Annotated in this window: 15 protein-coding genes; 6 read left to right on the top strand and 9 right to left on the bottom strand. The window is 72.4% G+C overall.

Features of this window, described 5'->3' with window-relative positions:
- The first annotated feature begins 631 nt into the window (after nucleotides 1-631).
- Nucleotides 632-1,504, top strand: a complete 873-nt coding sequence (locus ACFWU9_RS02485; protein WP_384314084.1) for a ketose-bisphosphate aldolase — start codon at nucleotides 632-634, stop codon at nucleotides 1,502-1,504.
- Nucleotides 1,505-1,529: 25 nt separating this feature from the next.
- Here the strand turns inward: ACFWU9_RS02485 and ACFWU9_RS02480 are convergent, their stop codons facing one another.
- Nucleotides 1,530-2,540, bottom strand: a complete 1,011-nt coding sequence (locus ACFWU9_RS02480; RefSeq protein WP_384314082.1) for a carbohydrate-binding protein — start codon at nucleotides 2,538-2,540, stop codon at nucleotides 1,530-1,532.
- Between the two features lie 206 nt (nucleotides 2,541-2,746).
- The gene (gene cdgB / locus ACFWU9_RS02475; protein WP_384314080.1) at nucleotides 2,747-4,648 is read right to left on the bottom strand and encodes a diguanylate cyclase CdgB; all 1,902 of its coding nucleotides are present in this window, start codon (nucleotides 4,646-4,648) and stop codon (nucleotides 2,747-2,749) included.
- A 477-nt stretch (nucleotides 4,649-5,125) separates the two neighbouring features.
- Between cdgB and ACFWU9_RS02470 the strand changes: the two genes are divergently transcribed.
- Nucleotides 5,126-5,692 carry a flavin reductase gene (locus tag ACFWU9_RS02470; protein WP_384314395.1) on the top strand — a complete coding sequence of 189 codons (567 nt, stop codon included), beginning with the start codon at nucleotides 5,126-5,128 and terminating at the stop codon, nucleotides 5,690-5,692.
- Between the two features lie 100 nt (nucleotides 5,693-5,792).
- Here the strand turns inward: ACFWU9_RS02470 and arfB are convergent, their stop codons facing one another.
- Nucleotides 5,793-6,224 (bottom strand): alternative ribosome rescue aminoacyl-tRNA hydrolase ArfB, encoded by a 432-nt coding sequence (gene arfB / locus ACFWU9_RS02465; protein WP_384314078.1) that lies wholly within the window; start codon nucleotides 6,222-6,224, stop codon nucleotides 5,793-5,795.
- Between the two features lie 145 nt (nucleotides 6,225-6,369).
- Between arfB and ACFWU9_RS02460 the strand changes: the two genes are divergently transcribed.
- Nucleotides 6,370-6,945: a TerD family protein gene (locus ACFWU9_RS02460; protein ID WP_384207536.1), complete on the top strand. Its 576-nt coding sequence runs from the start codon at nucleotides 6,370-6,372 to the stop codon at nucleotides 6,943-6,945.
- 561 nt (nucleotides 6,946-7,506) lie between these two features.
- Here the strand turns inward: ACFWU9_RS02460 and ACFWU9_RS02455 are convergent.
- Nucleotides 7,507-8,982: a M1 family metallopeptidase gene (locus ACFWU9_RS02455; RefSeq protein ID WP_384314076.1), complete on the bottom strand. Its 1,476-nt coding sequence runs from the start codon at nucleotides 8,980-8,982 to the stop codon at nucleotides 7,507-7,509.
- Between the two features lie 80 nt (nucleotides 8,983-9,062).
- Here ACFWU9_RS02455 and ACFWU9_RS02450 point away from each other — a divergent pair, with 80 nt between their 5' ends.
- Nucleotides 9,063-9,560, top strand: a complete 498-nt coding sequence (locus ACFWU9_RS02450; protein ID WP_384314075.1) for a hypothetical protein — start codon at nucleotides 9,063-9,065, stop codon at nucleotides 9,558-9,560.
- A 386-nt stretch (nucleotides 9,561-9,946) separates the two neighbouring features.
- On the opposite strand, the gene ACFWU9_RS02445 is transcribed toward ACFWU9_RS02450, so the two are convergent.
- Complete coding sequence (locus ACFWU9_RS02445; RefSeq protein WP_384314073.1) at nucleotides 9,947-10,555, bottom strand: GPP34 family phosphoprotein; 609 nt, start codon at nucleotides 10,553-10,555, stop codon at nucleotides 9,947-9,949.
- A gap of 191 nt (nucleotides 10,556-10,746) precedes the next feature.
- Nucleotides 10,747-11,463: a pentapeptide repeat-containing protein gene (locus ACFWU9_RS02440; RefSeq protein WP_384314072.1), complete on the bottom strand. Its 717-nt coding sequence runs from the start codon at nucleotides 11,461-11,463 to the stop codon at nucleotides 10,747-10,749.
- 135 nt (nucleotides 11,464-11,598) lie between these two features.
- On the opposite strand from ACFWU9_RS02440, the gene ACFWU9_RS02435 reads away from it, so the two are divergent.
- Together ACFWU9_RS02435 and ACFWU9_RS02430 are read left to right on the top strand one after the other, a co-directional pair.
- A complete protein-coding gene (locus ACFWU9_RS02435; protein WP_384314070.1) occupies nucleotides 11,599-12,765 on the top strand; it encodes an NAD(P)-binding protein in 1,167 nt (388 codons plus the stop codon).
- Nucleotides 12,766-12,886: 121 nt separating this feature from the next.
- Nucleotides 12,887-13,906 carry a zinc-binding dehydrogenase gene (locus tag ACFWU9_RS02430; protein WP_384314068.1) on the top strand — a complete coding sequence of 340 codons (1,020 nt, stop codon included), beginning with the start codon at nucleotides 12,887-12,889 and terminating at the stop codon, nucleotides 13,904-13,906.
- A 953-nt stretch (nucleotides 13,907-14,859) separates the two neighbouring features.
- On the opposite strand, the gene ACFWU9_RS02425 is transcribed toward ACFWU9_RS02430, so the two are convergent.
- The 3 genes from ACFWU9_RS02425 to ACFWU9_RS02415 form a co-directional block, all read right to left on the bottom strand.
- Complete coding sequence (locus ACFWU9_RS02425; RefSeq protein WP_384314066.1) at nucleotides 14,860-15,357, bottom strand: hypothetical protein; 498 nt, start codon at nucleotides 15,355-15,357, stop codon at nucleotides 14,860-14,862.
- Between the two features lie 112 nt (nucleotides 15,358-15,469).
- The gene (locus ACFWU9_RS02420) at nucleotides 15,470-15,949 is read right to left on the bottom strand and encodes a GNAT family N-acetyltransferase (RefSeq protein ID WP_384314064.1); all 480 of its coding nucleotides are present in this window, start codon (nucleotides 15,947-15,949) and stop codon (nucleotides 15,470-15,472) included.
- A gap of 25 nt (nucleotides 15,950-15,974) precedes the next feature.
- Complete coding sequence (locus tag ACFWU9_RS02415; protein WP_384314062.1) at nucleotides 15,975-16,874, bottom strand: aminoglycoside phosphotransferase family protein; 900 nt, start codon at nucleotides 16,872-16,874, stop codon at nucleotides 15,975-15,977.
- Between the last annotated feature and the right edge of the window lie 122 nt (nucleotides 16,875-16,996).

Raw genomic sequence — 16,996 nt, 5'->3', positions numbered from 1 at the left:
GTGTCGGCGCAGTTCGTCCGCTCGGCGCAGCCGACACGGCCCCAGCGGGCCGGACGGCCGAAACGACCGGAGCGGGCCTTGCGGACAGCACGACCTCAGCAGGCCGAGCGGACGGCACATCCGCCACAGTCCCCGCAGTCCGCGCCACCGACACAGTCGGACCAGCCCACGCGCCCGGCACGGCCACTACAACCGACACAGTCGGAGCAATCCGCGCGCCCGGCGCAGCCGCTACACCCGGCGAAGTCCGTGCTACCAGCACGACCTCAACAGACCGGGCGGACGGCACAGCACGATCAAGCCGCGTGCACGACACGGCCGACACCGGCCGCGCAGTCCGCGCCACCGACACAGTCGGACCAGCCCGCACGCCCGGCGCAGCTGACAAGGCCTCACCAGGCCGGGCAGACGGCACGTCCGCTACAGCTCGCACGCCCGACGCGACCGGTACAACCGCCAAGGTCCATGCGCCCGACGCGGGCGGTGCCGCCGACGGAGTCGGACCGGCCCGCGCGACCGGCGCAGCCGACACGGTCACAGCAGGCCGGGCGGACGGCACAGCCGACACAGTCCCCGCAGTCGCCGCTCCCGGGGCAGTCCTTGCAGTTCGAGCCGTTGGAACAGGGGTCGCATGCCGCTCGTCAGCACACGTGAGCTCGTCTCCGGCGCCAGCGCGCGGCAGTCGTCCGGGCGTTCACATGGCGTCGCCGCCTTCAACGTCATCACCCTGGAGCACGCCGAGGCCATCGCCGCCGGGGCCGAGCGGGTCGGGCTGGCCGCGATCATGCAGGTTTCCGAGAACGCCGTGAAGTTCCACGGCGGGCGGCTGACCGCGATCGCCGCCGGGGCCGCCGCCGTCGCGCGCGCCTCGGGCGCGCCCCTCGCGCTCCATCTCGACCACGTCGAATCCCCCGACCTCCTGCGGGCCGCCGACGGCGAGGGCTTCAGCTCCGTGATGTTCGACGCGTCGAGACTGACCTACGCCGGGAACGTCGCCGCCACGGCCGAGGCCGTCGCCTGGGGCCACGCGCGCGGCATCTGGGTCGAGGCCGAGCTGGGCAAGGTCGGCGGCAAGGACGGCGAACCCCCGCCGGGCGCCCACACGCCCGGCGTCCGTACCGACCCGGCCGAGGCCGTCGCGTACGTACGCGCCACCGGCGTCGACGCGCTCGCCGTCGCGGTCGGCTCCTCGCACGCGATGACCGACCGCACGGCGGCGCTGGACCACGAGCTGATCCGCGCGCTGCGCCGCGCCGTCCCCGTACCGCTCGTGCTGCACGGCTCCTCGGGCGTCCCCGACGCCGAGATCCGGCGGGCGGTCGCCGCGGGCATGGTCAAGATCAACGTCGGTACGGCGCTGAACACCGCCTTCACGGGCGCCGTCCGGCGCACTCTGGAGGCCGACCCGAGGATGGTCGACCCCCGGAAATACCTCGTCCCGGCTCGCGAGGCGATGACCGGGACGGTGGCGGCGTTCCTGAAGGTGATAGCCGGGGAGGCCTGACAAGGCGCCCCCGGGCGGCCCGGGCTCAGCCCTTCGCCTGGCCCCGCTCCAGCGAGACCTGGTCGAGAATGGCCTCGCACTGGTCGCCGGCCTCGCACGAGAGCTTCAGCGTGTTGCTGCCCTTGTTGAGGTTGACGTAGGCGTAGGTGGTGGTCCAGCCCTTCGCCCAGTCACCCTCTTTCGCCTTGGCGAAGTTGGACATGTTCACCGAGCGCGGCTTCTCGTCGTTGATCGTGAGCGACGTCTTCGCGTCCTTGCCCGGCACGCCGTACGTGATGAACAGCGTGTACTGCCCGGCCTCGGGCAGATCGACCGTCCAACTGGCGGACCCGCCGGGCCCGTTGAACGTCACATACGCGCCGTCCGCGCCCTTCGCGCCCGGGATGTCCTTCGCCAGCACCGCCGGCGCCCCGAGCTTGAGCGTCGCGGCGTCCTGCTTCGGAAGCTCGGTCTGCTTGTCCTCGTCCGGGTCGGCCTGGCCGGGCTCCTCGCTGGGAGCCGCCGACTCACCGGTCGTGGGGGCGTCCGTCGGGCCGCCGTCCGCGTTCTTGGTGTCGTCACCGCCGTTGAGCAGCGCGGCCGTGATCCCTATCACGACGACCGCCACCACGGCGACCGCGCCGATGAGCAGACCCTTCGTGTTGGGCCCGCCGCCACTGCCACGACCGCCGCCGCGCTGCGCGGGAACCGTACGGGTCTGGGCGCCGCCGGCCTCGGGGGCCGCGTAGTGCGCGTCGGGCGACTGGCCGTACGGGGCCTGGCCCTGGGACGACTGACCGTACTGCTGCTGGCCTCCGTACTGAGGCTGCTGCCCGTAGGGACCCTGCTGCGGGACCTGGCCGTACTGACGCTCGCCGACGGTCCTGACCTGGTTGTACGACGTTCTCGGCACACCGGGCTGCGACGCGGGACCGGGGTAGCCGTAGCCGCCGCGCCGGGCCTGCGCACCGTTGGCCGCCGTCTGTCCGTCCTCGTACAGATAGCCGAACGGATCGTCGTCCTCGGGCCTACTCGCGCCGTCGTTCCCGGCCGTCATCCCTGGGTCACTCCTTACCGTCTCGCCAGCGTCGCCGACCGGCCGAGCCTACCTCGATTGGGCAAGCATACGGACGGGCCTTGACGGGAGTGGGCGGTTGCCCGTTCCCACGATGAACTTCTCGGGACATCGATGGACAGCGGTGAACCGCCGTACAGAGAGATAGGACACGGCGGTGCCCCGGCGCCCCCGACACACCGACGACGTTATCCCGCCCGGCGCTGGACCTTGCTCCGCGAGCGCTTCTCGATGTACATCCGCTGGTCCGCGGATTTGAGCACTTCCTCGACCGTCATGCCGCAACTCGCCCAGCCGATCCCGAAGCTGGCGCCCACGCGGACCGCCCTGCCGTCCACCCTGATCGGCGGAATGATCGCGTTGCGCAGACGAACCGCCAGGTCAGCGGCGTCCGTCGCGCCGAGGCCGTCGGCGAGGACGACGAACTCGTCCCCGCCGAGACGCGCGACGGTGTCGCCGTCCCGCACGCCGGTGTTCAGCCTGCGGGCCACTTCGATGAGGACGGCGTCGCCGGTGTTATGGCCGAAACGGTCATTGATCGACTTGAAACCGTCCAAGTCACAGAAGAGAACGGCGAGCCCCTTGCTCCCGTCGTCGGGATCGGCGCCCGGCGCGACGGTGTGCACATGGTGGTCGAGCGGCGCGACACCGGAGGACGGGTCGAAGGCGTCCCCGGCGAAGGCTCGCTCACCGGCGGGGTCCGCTCCGTACGGGTCGTACTGGTCGTACTGGTCGTAGGACTCGTACGGCTCGTAGCCCTCGGCGGCGCCGTAACCCCCGCCCTGGGGCGGCCCGTAGCCGGTGGCGGGCACGGGCGCGTAGGAGGCGCCGCTGGTCCCGTTGTAGGCGTCCTGGCCGGAGCCGTACGGGACGACACCTCCGTAGGAGCCCTCGTCGTAGCCGCCGGCACCCGTGCCGGTGCCGGAGCCGCCGTCGTACCCGGCCTCGTAGCCGCCGTACGCCTTGTCCACCGCCTGCACCGCCGTCTCGCGCACCGCGACCGCGTTAGGCCGCTCGCAGAGGCGGGCGCTGAGCCGGGCGCGCAGCTCGGCGCTGTTGGGCAGACCGGTCAGGGAGTCGTGCGAGGCGCGGTGCGCCAGCTGGAGCTCGTTGCGCTTGCGCTCCTCTATGTCCTCGACGTGGGTGAGGAGGAAACGGGGACCGTCGGTGGTGTCGGCGACGACGGAGTTGCGCAGCGACACCCACACGTAGCTGTTGTCCCGGCGCGCCAGCCTCAGTTCGGCCCGGCCGCCCTCGGCCGACGTACGGAGCAGGGTGCCGATGTCCTCGGGGTGGACGAGGTCGGAGAAGGAGTAGCGGCGGATCGCGGACGCGGAGCGCCCGAGCAGCCGGCACAGCGCGTCGTTCGTCCGCAGCAGCCTGCCGTGCTGGTCCCCGCCCATCTCGGCGATGGCCATACCGCTGGGCGCGTACTCGAACGCCTGCCGGAAGGACTCCTCGCTGGCCCGGAGCGCCTGCTGCTCACGCTCCAGCCGGACCAGCGCGCGCTGCATGTTTGCTCTGAGGCGGGCGTTGCTTATCGCAATGGCGGCCTGGGAGGCGTACATCTGGAGCGCCTCACGCCCCCAGGGGCCCGGACGGCGCCCGCCACGCGGCCGGTCGACGGATATGACCCCGAGGAGCTCGCGTCCGCCCCCAGAGGCGTACATCGGCGCGTAGAGGCGGTCCTGGGGGTGCCACTCGTCCTCGAACCGCGGATCGGGTCCCTCGGTGTACCACTGGGGGACGTCGTCCTCCAGGAGGATCCAGCCCTCGGTGTGGGGTATGTACCGCAGCTCGCCCCAGCTCTCGCCCATGCTGAGCCGGCGCTCCCAGGAGGCGCGCGCGCCGACGCGGCCGGTTATCAGCGCTTCGGCGGACGCGTTGCCCGAGAAGGCCGCGACGACCAGGTCACCGTCGGGCTGTACGAGATTGACGCAGGCCAGCTCGTAGCCCAGACCCTTGACTATGCCGTCGGCAACCGTCTGCAAGGTGTCGGCCAGGCTGCGCGCGGTGTTGAGCTCGCCGACAACGTCATGCAGCTGCCGCAGGGTCGCAAGGCGGACGTACGGCTCCGACTCGGTCTCCATCGTTCGCTCTCCCCGAGACCTCGACAGCAACTCCAGAATTCTCATCGGCTCGCTTGATGCGGTATCCCGGCCACTGAATCACAGCGAGCTGTGCACTCGGTACACAGGGTCAACAATTCCTGGGCCCTGTGAGTCAAGTCACACGAGGGGAGGATGGGCTGGGTGGGGGCGTGGGAGCGCTCCAGAGCTTTCATGAACGCAAATATCGAGGTGGGAGTCGTGCGGTGGGGTCCGGGACGGAGGTCGGAAGGCGGGACGGGACGGGGGCGGTCGGGGGCGCACATGGGGGCGCATTGAGGGCGCACGGCTCGCTGTGCGGGGCCGGGCGGTGGGCCCGGACGCATGCTGCCACAGTGCTGGTCCTAGGTCCCGGCTGGTCCTGTGGCCCGATGCGGGCATGCCACGGCCGGGGCTAGCGTGGACGGCGTGCTGCAGAAGACAACCGCCCCCCGTACCGAGGCCGTCCTTCCCGAGGCCATCCCTGACGAGGCCGTCCCCGCCGAGGCCGTCCCGCATGCTGAGGGAGTGAGTAACGACGAGTTCCGTGCCGCGCTCTCCCGGCTGGCCGCCGGGGTGGTGCTGGTCACCGCGTACGACCCGGACGACGGCCCGAACGGCGCGGACGCGGGGATGACGGCCACGTCCTTCATGTCCCTGTCCCTGGACCCGCCCCTGGTGGTGGTGAGCCTGCGCACCGGCTCCCGGATGGACGACCTGCTGGACGAGCAGCCGATGTGGGCGGCGTCGATGCTCTCCGAGAACCAGGTGCGGATCGCCGGCCGCTTCTCCATGAAGGGGCGGATCAGCGACCGGCTGCTCTTCGAGGACATGGACTACCGGCGAGGCGAGGTCAGCGGGGCGCCGCTGATCGACGGGGCGCTGACGGTGCTGGAGTGCCGTACGGAACAGCGGATCGTGACGGGCGACCACACGCTGGTCGTGGGCCGGGTGCTGACGGCGTCGGTGCCGGGCGGCACGGGGGACGCGGGCCCGGGCCCGCTGACGTACTTCCGGGGGAAATACCGGCAGTTGGGGAAGAGCTGAGCCGGGGCGGGGCCTCACGGCCGCGGTCGGCGGGGCGGCCGTGCGGCCGTGCTGCTGTGCGGCTGCGGGTGTACGGCTGCCGCTGCGCTCACGGGCGCGGCTAGGACCAATCCCGGCCGTTGCGCCCGCGCTTCGTCTCCGCGCGCTGCTTCTTCTGGCGCAGCCTGCGTTCGTTGATGCCCCGCGGGATCTTCGTGGCTCGGCGCGGACGGGGCGGCGGAGCCGTCGCCTCCGCGAGGAGCGAGGCCATCCGGACCAGAGCCGTCTCGCGGTTACGCCATTGGGAACGGTGTTCGGACGCCCGTACGGTCACGACGCCGCCCACCAGCCGGCTCCCGAGCCGCTCCAGCGCCCGCTCCTTCCACACCGGAGGCAGCGCCTCCGTCTTGGCGAGGTCGAAACGCAGCTCCACCTGCGAGTCGCTGGTGTTGACGTGCTGTCCGCCCGGCCCCGACGAACGCGAGAAACGCCACATGAGCTCGGCCTCGGGAAGCGAGACGGAGCCACGGATGACGTGCGGGGAACCGGACATGTGTCCATGGTCCCGTGTCCGCACAGACAAATCAAAGGCGTTAAGGAACCTCTGAGTCCTCTGTCTGCGTTATGCGGGGTGACGGTAGCTTCGATCCGATCGAAGCCCGTACCAGAGCTCGTAGACAACGAAAGGGACCATCCCCATGGCTGTAAGCCTGTCCAAGGGCGGCAACGTCTCGCTCACCAAGGAGGCACCGGGCCTGACAGCCGTCACGGTCGGCCTCGGCTGGGACGTCCGCTCCACCACCGGTACGGACTTCGACCTCGACGCCTCGGCGATCGCGGTCAACGCCACCGGAAAGGTCGTGTCCGACGGCCACTTCGTCTTCTTCAACAACAAGTCGACGCCGGACCAGACCATCGTCCACACCGGTGACAACCGCACGGGCGAGGGCGCGGGCGACGACGAGGCGATCAACGTCAACCTGGCGGGTCTGCCCGCCGACGTCGACAAGATCGTCTTCCCCGTCTCCATCTACGACGCCGAGACCCGCAGCCAGAACTTCGGCCAGGTCCGCAACGCGTACATCCGCATCGTCAACCAGGCCGGCGGCGCGGAGATCGCGCGCTACGACCTGAGCGAGGACGCCGCCACGGAGACCGCGATGGTCTTCGGTGAGCTGTACCGCAACGGCGCCGAGTGGAAGTTCCGCGCGGTCGGCCAGGGTTACGCCTCCGGTCTCTCGGGCATCGCCACGGACTTCGGCGTCAACCTCTGAGCCACCGACTCCACGGCCGTCGGCTCCGGAACGAGTGCCTCCCGGACCGATGACCCCTGGTTTTCACGGCCCACCCGCACGCGAAGGGCCCCCGGCCACGGCCGGGGGCCCTTCGCGTTACGGAGCGACCGAATCCTGAGGCCCCGCCCGGCGGGACGGCTCGTGCCCGGCACCGGCGAAGCCGCGCCGCGCCCAGCGGCAAGCGCTCGTGCCGGACGCCCCGCCCGGCAAGGCGGCTCGTGCCCCGCTCCGACGCCGCCGCGCCGCGCTGACGGGAAGCCTCGTGCCCGACGGCGGGCGCACCCCCCGGCAAAGCGTGTCGTGCCCGGCGTCGACGAAGCCGCGCCGCGCCCGACCGCAAGCGCTCGTCCTGGACGTCGACGCCAACGCCCCGCGCTGACGGGAACGCTCGTGCCCAACGCCGGAGCGAAGCCGGCCCGCGCTGGCGGGAAGCCTCGTGCCCGGCAGCGGGCGCACCGCCCGGCGGGTGGCTCCAGTCCCGGCACCGGCGAAGCCGCGCCGCGCGCGGTGGGGCGGCTCCCGTCCCGCTCCGACGCCGCCTCACCCCGTCGGGCGGGGTGGTTTCTTGGAGCCGTGCAGCCAGGTGTCCCAGAGGGCGGTCAGATCGTGGGGCGTTCGCTTCTGGGCGAAAGCCGTGAAGTCCGCGGTGGACGCGTTGCCGTGGCGGTACGTCCGTGCCCAGCCGCGCAGCAGCGCGAAGAACTCCTTGTCGCCGACCGCACGCCGGAGCTGATGCAGCACCATCGCTCCACGCCCGTAGACCGGCCGCCCCAGGAGACTCGCCGCGTTCGGCGGTTCGGCCGGCGGGAAACCCCAGTTCTCCGCGTCGTCGTACGCCCGGTCGAAACTGGTCTTCGCCGGGACGCCGTCCATCGACTCGGCCCAGAGCCACTCCGCGTACTCGGCGAAGCCCTCGTTGAGCCACATGTCCCGCCACGTCTTGGGGGTCACCGAGTTGCCGAACCACTGGTGGGCCAGCTCGTGGACGAGGATCTCGACGCCGCCCGGTCCGGGCAGGAACGGCCTGTTCTGGGTCTCCAGGTTGTAGTCCGCGTCACCGGACCGCCCGATGATCGCGCCCGTGGAGGAGAACGGGTACGGGCCGAAGGTCTTCTCCCCCCACTTCATGATCGCGGGGATCCGCCCGAGCAGCCCCTCACCGGTGTCCGCCACCTCCGGATCGACCGCGGTGTGGACCCGGACACCGGCCGGGCCCGGCGTCCGGGAGGTCTTGGTGCGGTACGGGCCGACGGCGACCGTCGCGAGATAACTCGCCATCGGTTCGGCGCAGTGCCAGCTGAAGGTCGTACGGCCGCCGGCCGTCCGCTCTCTCACCAACTCACCGTTGGAGAGCGCCTGTTGCCCCTTCGGCACGGTGACCTTGATGTCGTACGCCGCCTTGTCGCTGGGATGGTGGTTGCCGGGGAACCACGCCATCGAGCCCCTCGGCTCCCCCAGCGCCACCGAACGCTTTCCCGACCGGAGCCAGCCCTCCCGTACCCCGTCGCCGTCGATCATCGTCCGCGGGGCACCGGAGTAGCGCACGACCGTACGGAACGTGGCGTCGCGCCCGATGGCCCTGTGCGGCACGAGCGTCAGCTCCGCGTCGGCGCGCCGTACCCGGGCCGGTTCGCCGTCGACGGTCACCCGGGCGACCGTCAGACCGGCGAGATCGAGGTTGAACGCGCTGAGCCGCTGCGTGGCACGGGCGGTGATCCGGGCGGTGGCGTCGAGGCGGTTGCTGGTGGGGGCGTAGTCGATGGTCAGGGCGTAGTGAGTGACGTCGTAACCGCCGTTGCCGAGCTCGGGGAAGTACGGGTCACCGAGACCGGCGGTGCCCGCGGTCGCGGGGGCGGGCGGCGCGGCGCGCTCGGCCTGTCCCTCGCACGCGGTGAGGCCGCCGAGGATCGGGACGAGGACCAGAAGCGCGGCGGCGGGGGCGGCCGAAGACGTACGACGGGGCGGGCACCGCACGGGCGGGCTCTGCTGCCGGCGGGGGCTCTGGTCCTGGTGCACGCGGTGATCGTAGGCCGCGCCCGCCCCGCTCCCCGGCGGGCGGAAACTCGTCCGCGCGGCGCCGTGACACCATCGGGCGCGTGCTTGACATCGGCTACTCCCTCTCCCGTCGCTTCCCCGACCCCCCGCAGACCGACTACCGCAACGCCGACGTCCGGGCTCTGCGGCACGATCTCTTCTGCGGGGACGTGTATCTCGCCGACACCAAGGCCGACCGCGAGCTGTCGACCGGCTGGGGATGGGTACCGGTGCTGGACTTCGCGTGGGCGCTGTGCGACATCGTGGAACAGCTCGATCGCGACCCGCGCGGCAACCGGTCGGCCCACCGGCAGTACGCCGAGCTGGACTTCACCGAGTCGACCGACCGTCTGCTCTTCGAGCGGCGGTTCGGCTGGGTGGATGTGACCGCCGACTGGATGCCCGCCGAAGAGGCACCCCTCACCTTCGGCCACCGGCTGCTGCGCCGTGAGTCACGTGACTTCCTGAACGATCTGCTGGCCGATCTCGGCGACATGCACGAGGGCCTGCTGGACAACCCGATGATCTGGGACATCCAGTCCCGCTTCCCCCGCGTCTGACGGCCCGTCGCCGGGCGTCCTCTGCCACCTGCCACAACGTCGTCCGACATCGCCTTATGTGGGGGGAGATGGGCTGATCCTCGGGACCCTGCCGGATGTTTTCGGATTGGCAGGAGTACAACCGACGAAGCCGGGCAGACGCACTTCTGCCGGGACGCCACCAGGAACCTCGACGCCAGGTTCACCCCCCACATGGCTGTGCCCCCGGAGCACATTGAAGACCCCGGCCCACCCCCCACGGTCGGGGTCTTCCGCTTCCCTCCGGCCGCCTTCCGGCCCGCCGCCCTCCGGCCCATCGCCTTGCGCCCCGCTGCCCTCCGGCCCGCTCCCTTGCGCGCCGCCGCCTTCCGGCCCGCCGTCTCCGATCCGAGGATTCACCGTGGCGGTCACTGGCCTCGCCAGATGTTGTCGAAGGCCGCCTGCTCGATGGACCGCCTCTGGCGTTCGGCCTCCAGATCCCTCAGCGCGTTGTGGACGGCGGACAGGACCGTCGCCACCGGCTCGTCGTCCACATCAGGGAGGTCCTCGAACCGCTGTCGGTTGATCCCGAGAGCCGTGCCGAGCGAGGCGAGGACCGGCTCGTTCGACGTCCGGCGGTCGAGTGCCGCGCGGCGGTCAGGAGTGTCCGTCAGGACCAGTTGGCCGGCCCCGAAGGGGATCCAGCGTGAGCGGCGCCGCTGGGTGACGCCGCCCTCCGACCTGAGGACCCTGAGATAGACGGCCGCCAGGCCGCGCCCTCTGCGCCAGAGCCAGTCCTCGACCGTCTCGTACGGCGCCTCCGGGACGAACGCGGACGACGCCTCGTTCAGCAGCCGGTCACCGCTCGCCCCGGCCTCGCCCGGGACGACGCGGTCGTCCTCCAGCGTCGCCGCCCGCTCCCGGAGGAGGTCGATCAGCTCGGCCCCGGCGAGCGCGAGCGACAGGTTCCCCTCCCCGGGAGGGCGGGCGGAGGCCACCTCCAGGGTGCTGATCAACAAATCCCGTGGTGTGGTCATCAACGGCTCCACGTCGGGTGCGCAGTCGCTGCGGGTCACTGCGCGGGCTGGGCGGCTGGTCCGTGCCCGTCCCGGCACGTACGGGCCACCTCCTTCCACCGTACGGATCACCGGATCCCCCCGCATCCGCGTCCACGCGTCCCTCGTCCACGCCCCGGCCCCGGCCCCGGCCCATCCGGAGGCCCCCGCTCTCAGCCGCCCGTCGCGTCCTCCACCCGTACGCCGATCTGCGCCGCGAACGCCGGTGCCAGATCGAGCAGCTGCGACGTACTGATCACCGCGCCCGCCAGCCGGTCGATCCCGCGCGCGATACCCAGCTCGGCGACCGTCCGCAGGTCGACGTTCTTCATCCGTACGCCGCTGAGGTCCGCGTCCTTCAGGACACAGTCACGGAATTCGACCCGCTCCAACTCCGCTCCCCCGAAGTCCGGTTCGACGAGGACGCAGCCCTCGAACACCACGTCCTTCAGCTTCGCCTTCCGCAGATTCAGATAGTCGATCTTGCCGCCCCGGACCAGCACCCGCTCGAACACCGCGCCGTGCAACTGCACCCCGCCCAGCCGCGCGTCCACCACCTCGACATCGCGCAGCGACGCCCCACCGAGATCCGTGCCCACCCCTCGGATGCCCTCCAGCACACAGTCGATGAAACGCGCCCGGCCCAGATCCGTCCGGTCGAGCCCGCAGTCGCGCAGCGCGCAGTCGATGAACCGCGACCCCGGCCCTTCCCTGTCCGCCAGATCCAGCCCGGCGAACTCCTGCCCGTCGTACTCCCCGTCGGGCTCCAGCCCTCCCTCGTACGGCACCAGTGGCGGCAGCGCGACCTCCGGCCGCCGCGCCGACACACTCCCGCCACCCGCGCCTGTCTTTCCCGTCGCCGTCCTGCCTGCCGCTGTCCTCCGAGCCATGACCCCATGGTGACGCACACCACTGACAACGCCCCCGGACGAGGCCTCCGCGGTGTCACAAACGCGCCCCCTGTTCCGTCAATTACTGGGAGACCCCCGCACATGGAGACCGTGAACGAGCGAAGGGCAAGAGCCATGGACCACATCACCGTCGTCGGCGGCGGCTTCGCCGGACTGACCGCGGCCATCTCGGCAGCCGAATCGGGCGCCAGGGTGACCGTCTTCGAGGCGCACCACACCTTCGGCGGGCGGGCCCGCACCACCGAGGGGGCGTACCGCGCCAACGAAGGCCCGCACGTCTTCTACCATCGCGGCCCGCACTGGGCCTGGCTCCGGCAGCGCGACCTCCTCGGCCCGATGGCGCGCGTGGGGGCCGTCGAAGGCGCCCGGCTGCGCTTCCACCGCGACGGCGCCCTGCGCAAGGCCCCGCCCTTCGGGCTGCTCAAGGCGAGCCGCAGCAGGGCCGAACAGGCGCCCGTGGACCTGGACTTCCACACCTGGGCCACCGAACGGCACGGCCACGACGCGGCCGTGGCCGCCGCCCGTTACGCCGCCGTCGCCCTCTTCCACCACGACCCGGGCTCGCTCTCCGCCGCCTTCGTCCAGGAACGGCTCCGGCGCGCCGCCACCTTCCCGCCGGAGGCCCATATCGCGATCGGCGGCTGGAGCCAGGTCATCGACCGCATGCTCGGCCGGGCCTGGAATCTGGGCGTACGCATCGAGACGGTCGCCCGCGTCGACACCCTCCCCGAGAACGGACCGGTGATCGTCGCGACGTCGCTCGACTCGGCCCGGCAGCTGCTCGGCGACAACAGTCTGCGGTGGGAGAGCGGGCGCACCGCCCTGCTGGACCTCGCGCTGACCACGCGCAGGGGCGATCCGTTCGTCATCTCCGATCTCGACGCGCCCGGCTGGCTGGAGCGGTTCACCGCCGCGGATCCCTCGGTGGCGCCGGCCGGTGAGCAACTGCTCCAGGGCCAGTTCCCGGTGGCTCCCGGCGAGTCCGCGGCCGTGGGCATCGCGCGCGCCGAAGCCCTGCTGGACCTGGGCTTCCCCGACTGGCGCGAACGGGCGGTCTGGCGGCGCCAGTCGCTCTCCGCGGGCCGTACGGGAGCGGTCGACCGGCCCGGCACCACCTGGCGCGACCGGCCGGGCATCGACCGCGGCGACGGCGTGTTCCTCGTCGGGGACCAGGTCGCCGCGCCTGGTGTGCTGTCCGAGGTGTCGTTCAACAGCGCGATCGAGGCCGCCTCGCTCGCGATGCGCAGGGTCGCCTCCGTACGGCTCCGGCGCTCGGCTTGACCTCAAGTCCGCTTGACCTCAAGTCCGCTTGAGGTCGGAGGCTGGCTCCCGTACCCAGCACCGCTTCGGGACACGGCGCACCGGACACGCGCCGCACCCGGACACCACGAGGGAGCCAGCCATGCACGCCATCCGTCTCCACGCGTTCGGGCCCGCCGAGAACCTCCTCCACGAACGGGCCGACGACCCCGTCCCCGGTCCCGGCCAGGTCCGGATCGCCGTCGCCGCGGCGGGGGTCCATCTCCTCGACACCGCCCTGCGCGAGGGCATGGCGGGGCCGTACGGCGCGCCCGTCGAGCTGCCCACCATCCCCGGCCGCGAGGTGGCGGGCACGGTCGACGCGCTCGGCGACGGCACCGACCCGGGCTGGCTCGGCAAGCGGGTCGTCACCCATCTGGGCATGGTCCCCGGCGGTTACGCGGAGCTCGCCGTCGCCGACGCCGCCCGGCTCCACGAGATCCCCGGCAACCTCGACGCGGCCGAGGCGGTCGCCATGATCGGCACGGGCCGCACCACCATGGGCATCCTCCAGTTCGCTCCCCTCGGTCCCGAGGACGTCGCGATCGTCCCGGCGGCGGCGGGAGGGATCGGCACGCTCCTCGTCCAGTACGCGAAGAACGCGGGCGCCACCGTCGTCGGGCTCGCCGGCGGCCCCGAGAAGGTCGCGCGCGTGACCGCGAACGGCGCCGACCTCGCCGTCGACTACACGCTGCCCGACTGGCCGGGGACGGTCCGCGCGCATCTCGCCGGCCGGCACGCCACGGTCGTCTTCGACTCCGTCGGCGGCGACACCGCACGCGCCGCCGTCGACCTCCTCGGCAAGGGCGGGAAGCACATCGTCTTCGGCTGGTCCGGCCAGGGCCCGCACGACGGCGAACCGCTGAGCTACTCGGAGGAAGAGCAGGCCGCGCGCGGCATCACCTCCGAGGGCGTCCTCGGGCCCGTGATGATCCAGAGGGCGGGCGGCGACGTCCGCGCCCTGGAACTCCGCGCCCTGGCCGAGGCCGCGGCCGGCCGCCTCCGCCCGGCCGTACAGCGCTTCCCCCTGGCCGACGCGGCCCGCGCGCACCACGCGCTGGAGACGCGCGGCACGATCGGCAAGGTGGTCCTGGAGCCCCCACTCCCCCAACCCACGGCCTGACGCCACACCCGCCCGGGGGCAGGGCGGGGGGCATACGAGCGCCCTCCGGGCCGAGAGCCGGGGGGCGCAGGAACCGGGGCGGGCCGGACTGCGGTCCGGCGGCGACCGGATCTGCCCGGGGAGGATCGGGCCCTGGCGAATCGAACCGAAGCGGACCAGGCTTCCGGCAAACGCCAGCCCCGGGCGGACCGGGGTCCGGCGGCGACCGGATCAGGCCGAGGCGGACCGGGGCGGGACGGACCGCGGTCCGGCGGAGCCCGGATCTGGCCGGGGAGGATCGAGCCCTAGCGGCTCGCACCGAAGCGGACCGAGCCTCAGGCAAACGCCGGCCCCGGGCGGACCGGGGTCCGGCGGTGACCCGGTCACACCGAGGCGGACCGGACCGAGGGAGACCGGGGCTTGACCGGGTCCGGCGGCGACCCGATCAGGCCAAGGCAGATCGGACGCGGCGGACACCGGCGGACCGATCGCGGGCTGAGCCCGGACCGGGCCAGGGCGGACCGCGGTCCGGCGTCGGCCGAATCGGACCGGGGCAGTACGGACCGCGATCCGGCGGCAACCGGATCTGGTTGGGAAGGATGGGGGCCCTGGTGAATCGGACCTCAGGTAAACGCCGACCCCGGGCGGGCCGCAGTCCGGCAGCAACCCGGTCAAGCCGAGGCATCTCGGACGCGGCGGACACCGGCGGACCGATCGCGGGCTGAGCCCGGACCGGGGCAGGGCGGATTGCGATCTGGCGGCGACAGGATCGGACCGGGGAGGATCGGGCCGAAGCGGACCAGGCCTCCGGCAAACGCCGACCACGGGCGGGGTCCGGCGGCGACCCGGTCACGCCGAGTCGGACCGGACGCCGGCGGAGCCCGGACCGGGGCGGGCCGGAGTCCGGCGGCAACCTGATCAGGCCGAGGCGGAGCCCGGATTGGGACCCGGGTACGAATCGGCCGGGCCCGGTCTCAGGTCGTCGACCGGCCGGGCGTGGTCAGTCGCTCGGCCAGGCGGTCCAGGCCCCCCTTGATCAACTGTCCGTACCCGTCGTCACCCAGCGTCCCCACCGCGTCCAGCCCCCGCGCCAGATGCTCGCGGGCCAGATCCACCTCACCGAGCCGCCGGTACACATCCCCCAGGTTCAGATGGAGCGACGGGTAGAACGCGGCCACCGGACTCGCCACCCCCGCACGCCGCGCCCGCTCGTCCGAGACCAGGTCCGCCGCCTCCAACGCCCGCAGGTCCCAGACCAGTTCCTCCCGGGGATCGTCCTGGACATCGGCCATGGAGTGGGCCAGCGCGCATATGTGGAACGGGTCGCCGTCCGCCCCCAGCCGGTCCCAGACACCGCTGAACACCCCCCGGGCGGCGGCCCGTTCACCCCGCTGACCCAGCTCCATGCCCCGGCCGATCTCGGCCATCACCGGATCGGGCTGTTGGATCGTCGTCTCGGTCGACTCGGACATGGCTCCCCCAGGAGAATCAGCGACAACTGCACTCGTCACCGAGAGTAAACGCACCCACTGACAATCCCGCCGACGATCCCGACCCCGCCCCCGGGGCCCGGGGCCCGGGGCCTCACGCCCCGCCCACCCCCAACTTCGCCAACTCCCCGTCCGTCAGCCGGAACACCGTCCACCCGTCCTGCGGCCGGGCCCCCAGCGCCCGGTAGAAGGCGATCGACGGCTCGTTCCAGTCCAGCACCGACCACTCCAGCCGCTCGTACCCGCGCTCCACGCAGATCCGTGCCAGCTCCGTCAGCAGCGCCTTCCCGTGCCCGCCGCCACGCAGCTCCGGACGGACGTACAGGTCCTCCAGATAGATGCCGTGCACCCCGCGCCACGTCGAGAAATTGAGGAACCACAGCGCGAACCCCGCCACCTCGCCCTCGTCCGTCTCCGCGATGTGCGCGTACGCGGCGGGCCGCTCGCCGAACAGCGCCTCACGCAACTGCGCCTCGGTCGCCCGCGCCTCGTCCGGTGCCTTCTCGTATGCCGCCAGTTCACGGATCATCGTGTGGATCACCGGAACGTCTGCGGCCGTCGCCTTGCGAATCATGACCGCAGCCTGCCCTCCCGGGCGGCTACCGCGCCAGCAGTATCCGTCCCATGAGCGCCCACGTCGGCGCCAGCGCACGCTCCCCCTGACGGATGCCCCACAGACAGTTCTGGAGCACCCGCCCCAGCGACCACGCCCGCGCACGCTCCCGGTCCAGCCCCATGACCTCCGTCATCAGGTCGAACCTCCACAGGACGTCGCCCTCGTCGAACCGGTTCACGATCGCCGGCAGCAGCTCGAACCCCGGATCCCCGCCCAGCGGCTTCGGATCGATCGCCAGCCACGGCTCACGGGCCTCACCCCAGGGCCCCGGCAGGGGCGCCAGCACGTTCTCGAAGTGCAGATCCCAGTGCAGCAGCCGGTCCCCCGGCTCGCCCGCCACCTCGCGTACGGCCGCCGCGCAGTCCTGGAGCAGCCGCCGCTCCCCGCCGTCGGCGAGCGACCGCACCGTCAGCGGCGCCTCGTCCAGCATCGCCCCGGCGATCTCCCCCAGCCCGCGCAGCCCCGCCGGCGCGGGCAGCGCCGTCAGCCGCGCGAGCAGCTCGGCGATGACCTGGACCCCGTCCCGTACGCCGACCCCGCCCAGGTCCCGCGCCGCGTCCAGCCGCTCCAGCAGCAGCGTGCCCGACTCCTGGTCGTACTCCAGCAGCCGTACCGCGCCGTCGCCGTCCCACGCCCGCAGCGCGAGCGGCTCACCGGCCGTCTCCTCGTCGAGGCTCTGCAACTTCAGCACCGCCGGCGTACCGTCCGCCCGCTCCACCGGCAGCACGAGCGCGCACATCCCGTGCATCGCCGGGCCCGTACGCCGCAGCTCCCACCTCTTCAGGAAGTCGGCCGCCCGCCCCGGGAGAGCGGCGATGAACGCACGCCCCGGCGCACCGAGAAGCGTCGACTGTGTCCGTACCAACTCCGCCGGGATCTCCACCGCACCGAGCCTACGAGCGCGCCCCCGGGAACCACGACCACGTTTCCGCGCCCCGCGCCCCTGCCACGCGAACGCCCGCCTCCCCCCGGCCACGCGAGCGCCCACCCCGCCCGGCCACACGA

Origin of the sequence: Streptomyces sp. NPDC058653 (assembly GCF_042716895.1) — a bacterium.
Classification (GTDB): domain Bacteria; phylum Actinomycetota; class Actinomycetes; order Streptomycetales; family Streptomycetaceae; genus Streptomyces.
The sequence above is the reverse complement of the archived record's forward strand: the minus strand, read 5'-3'. Positions and strand labels throughout refer to the sequence as shown.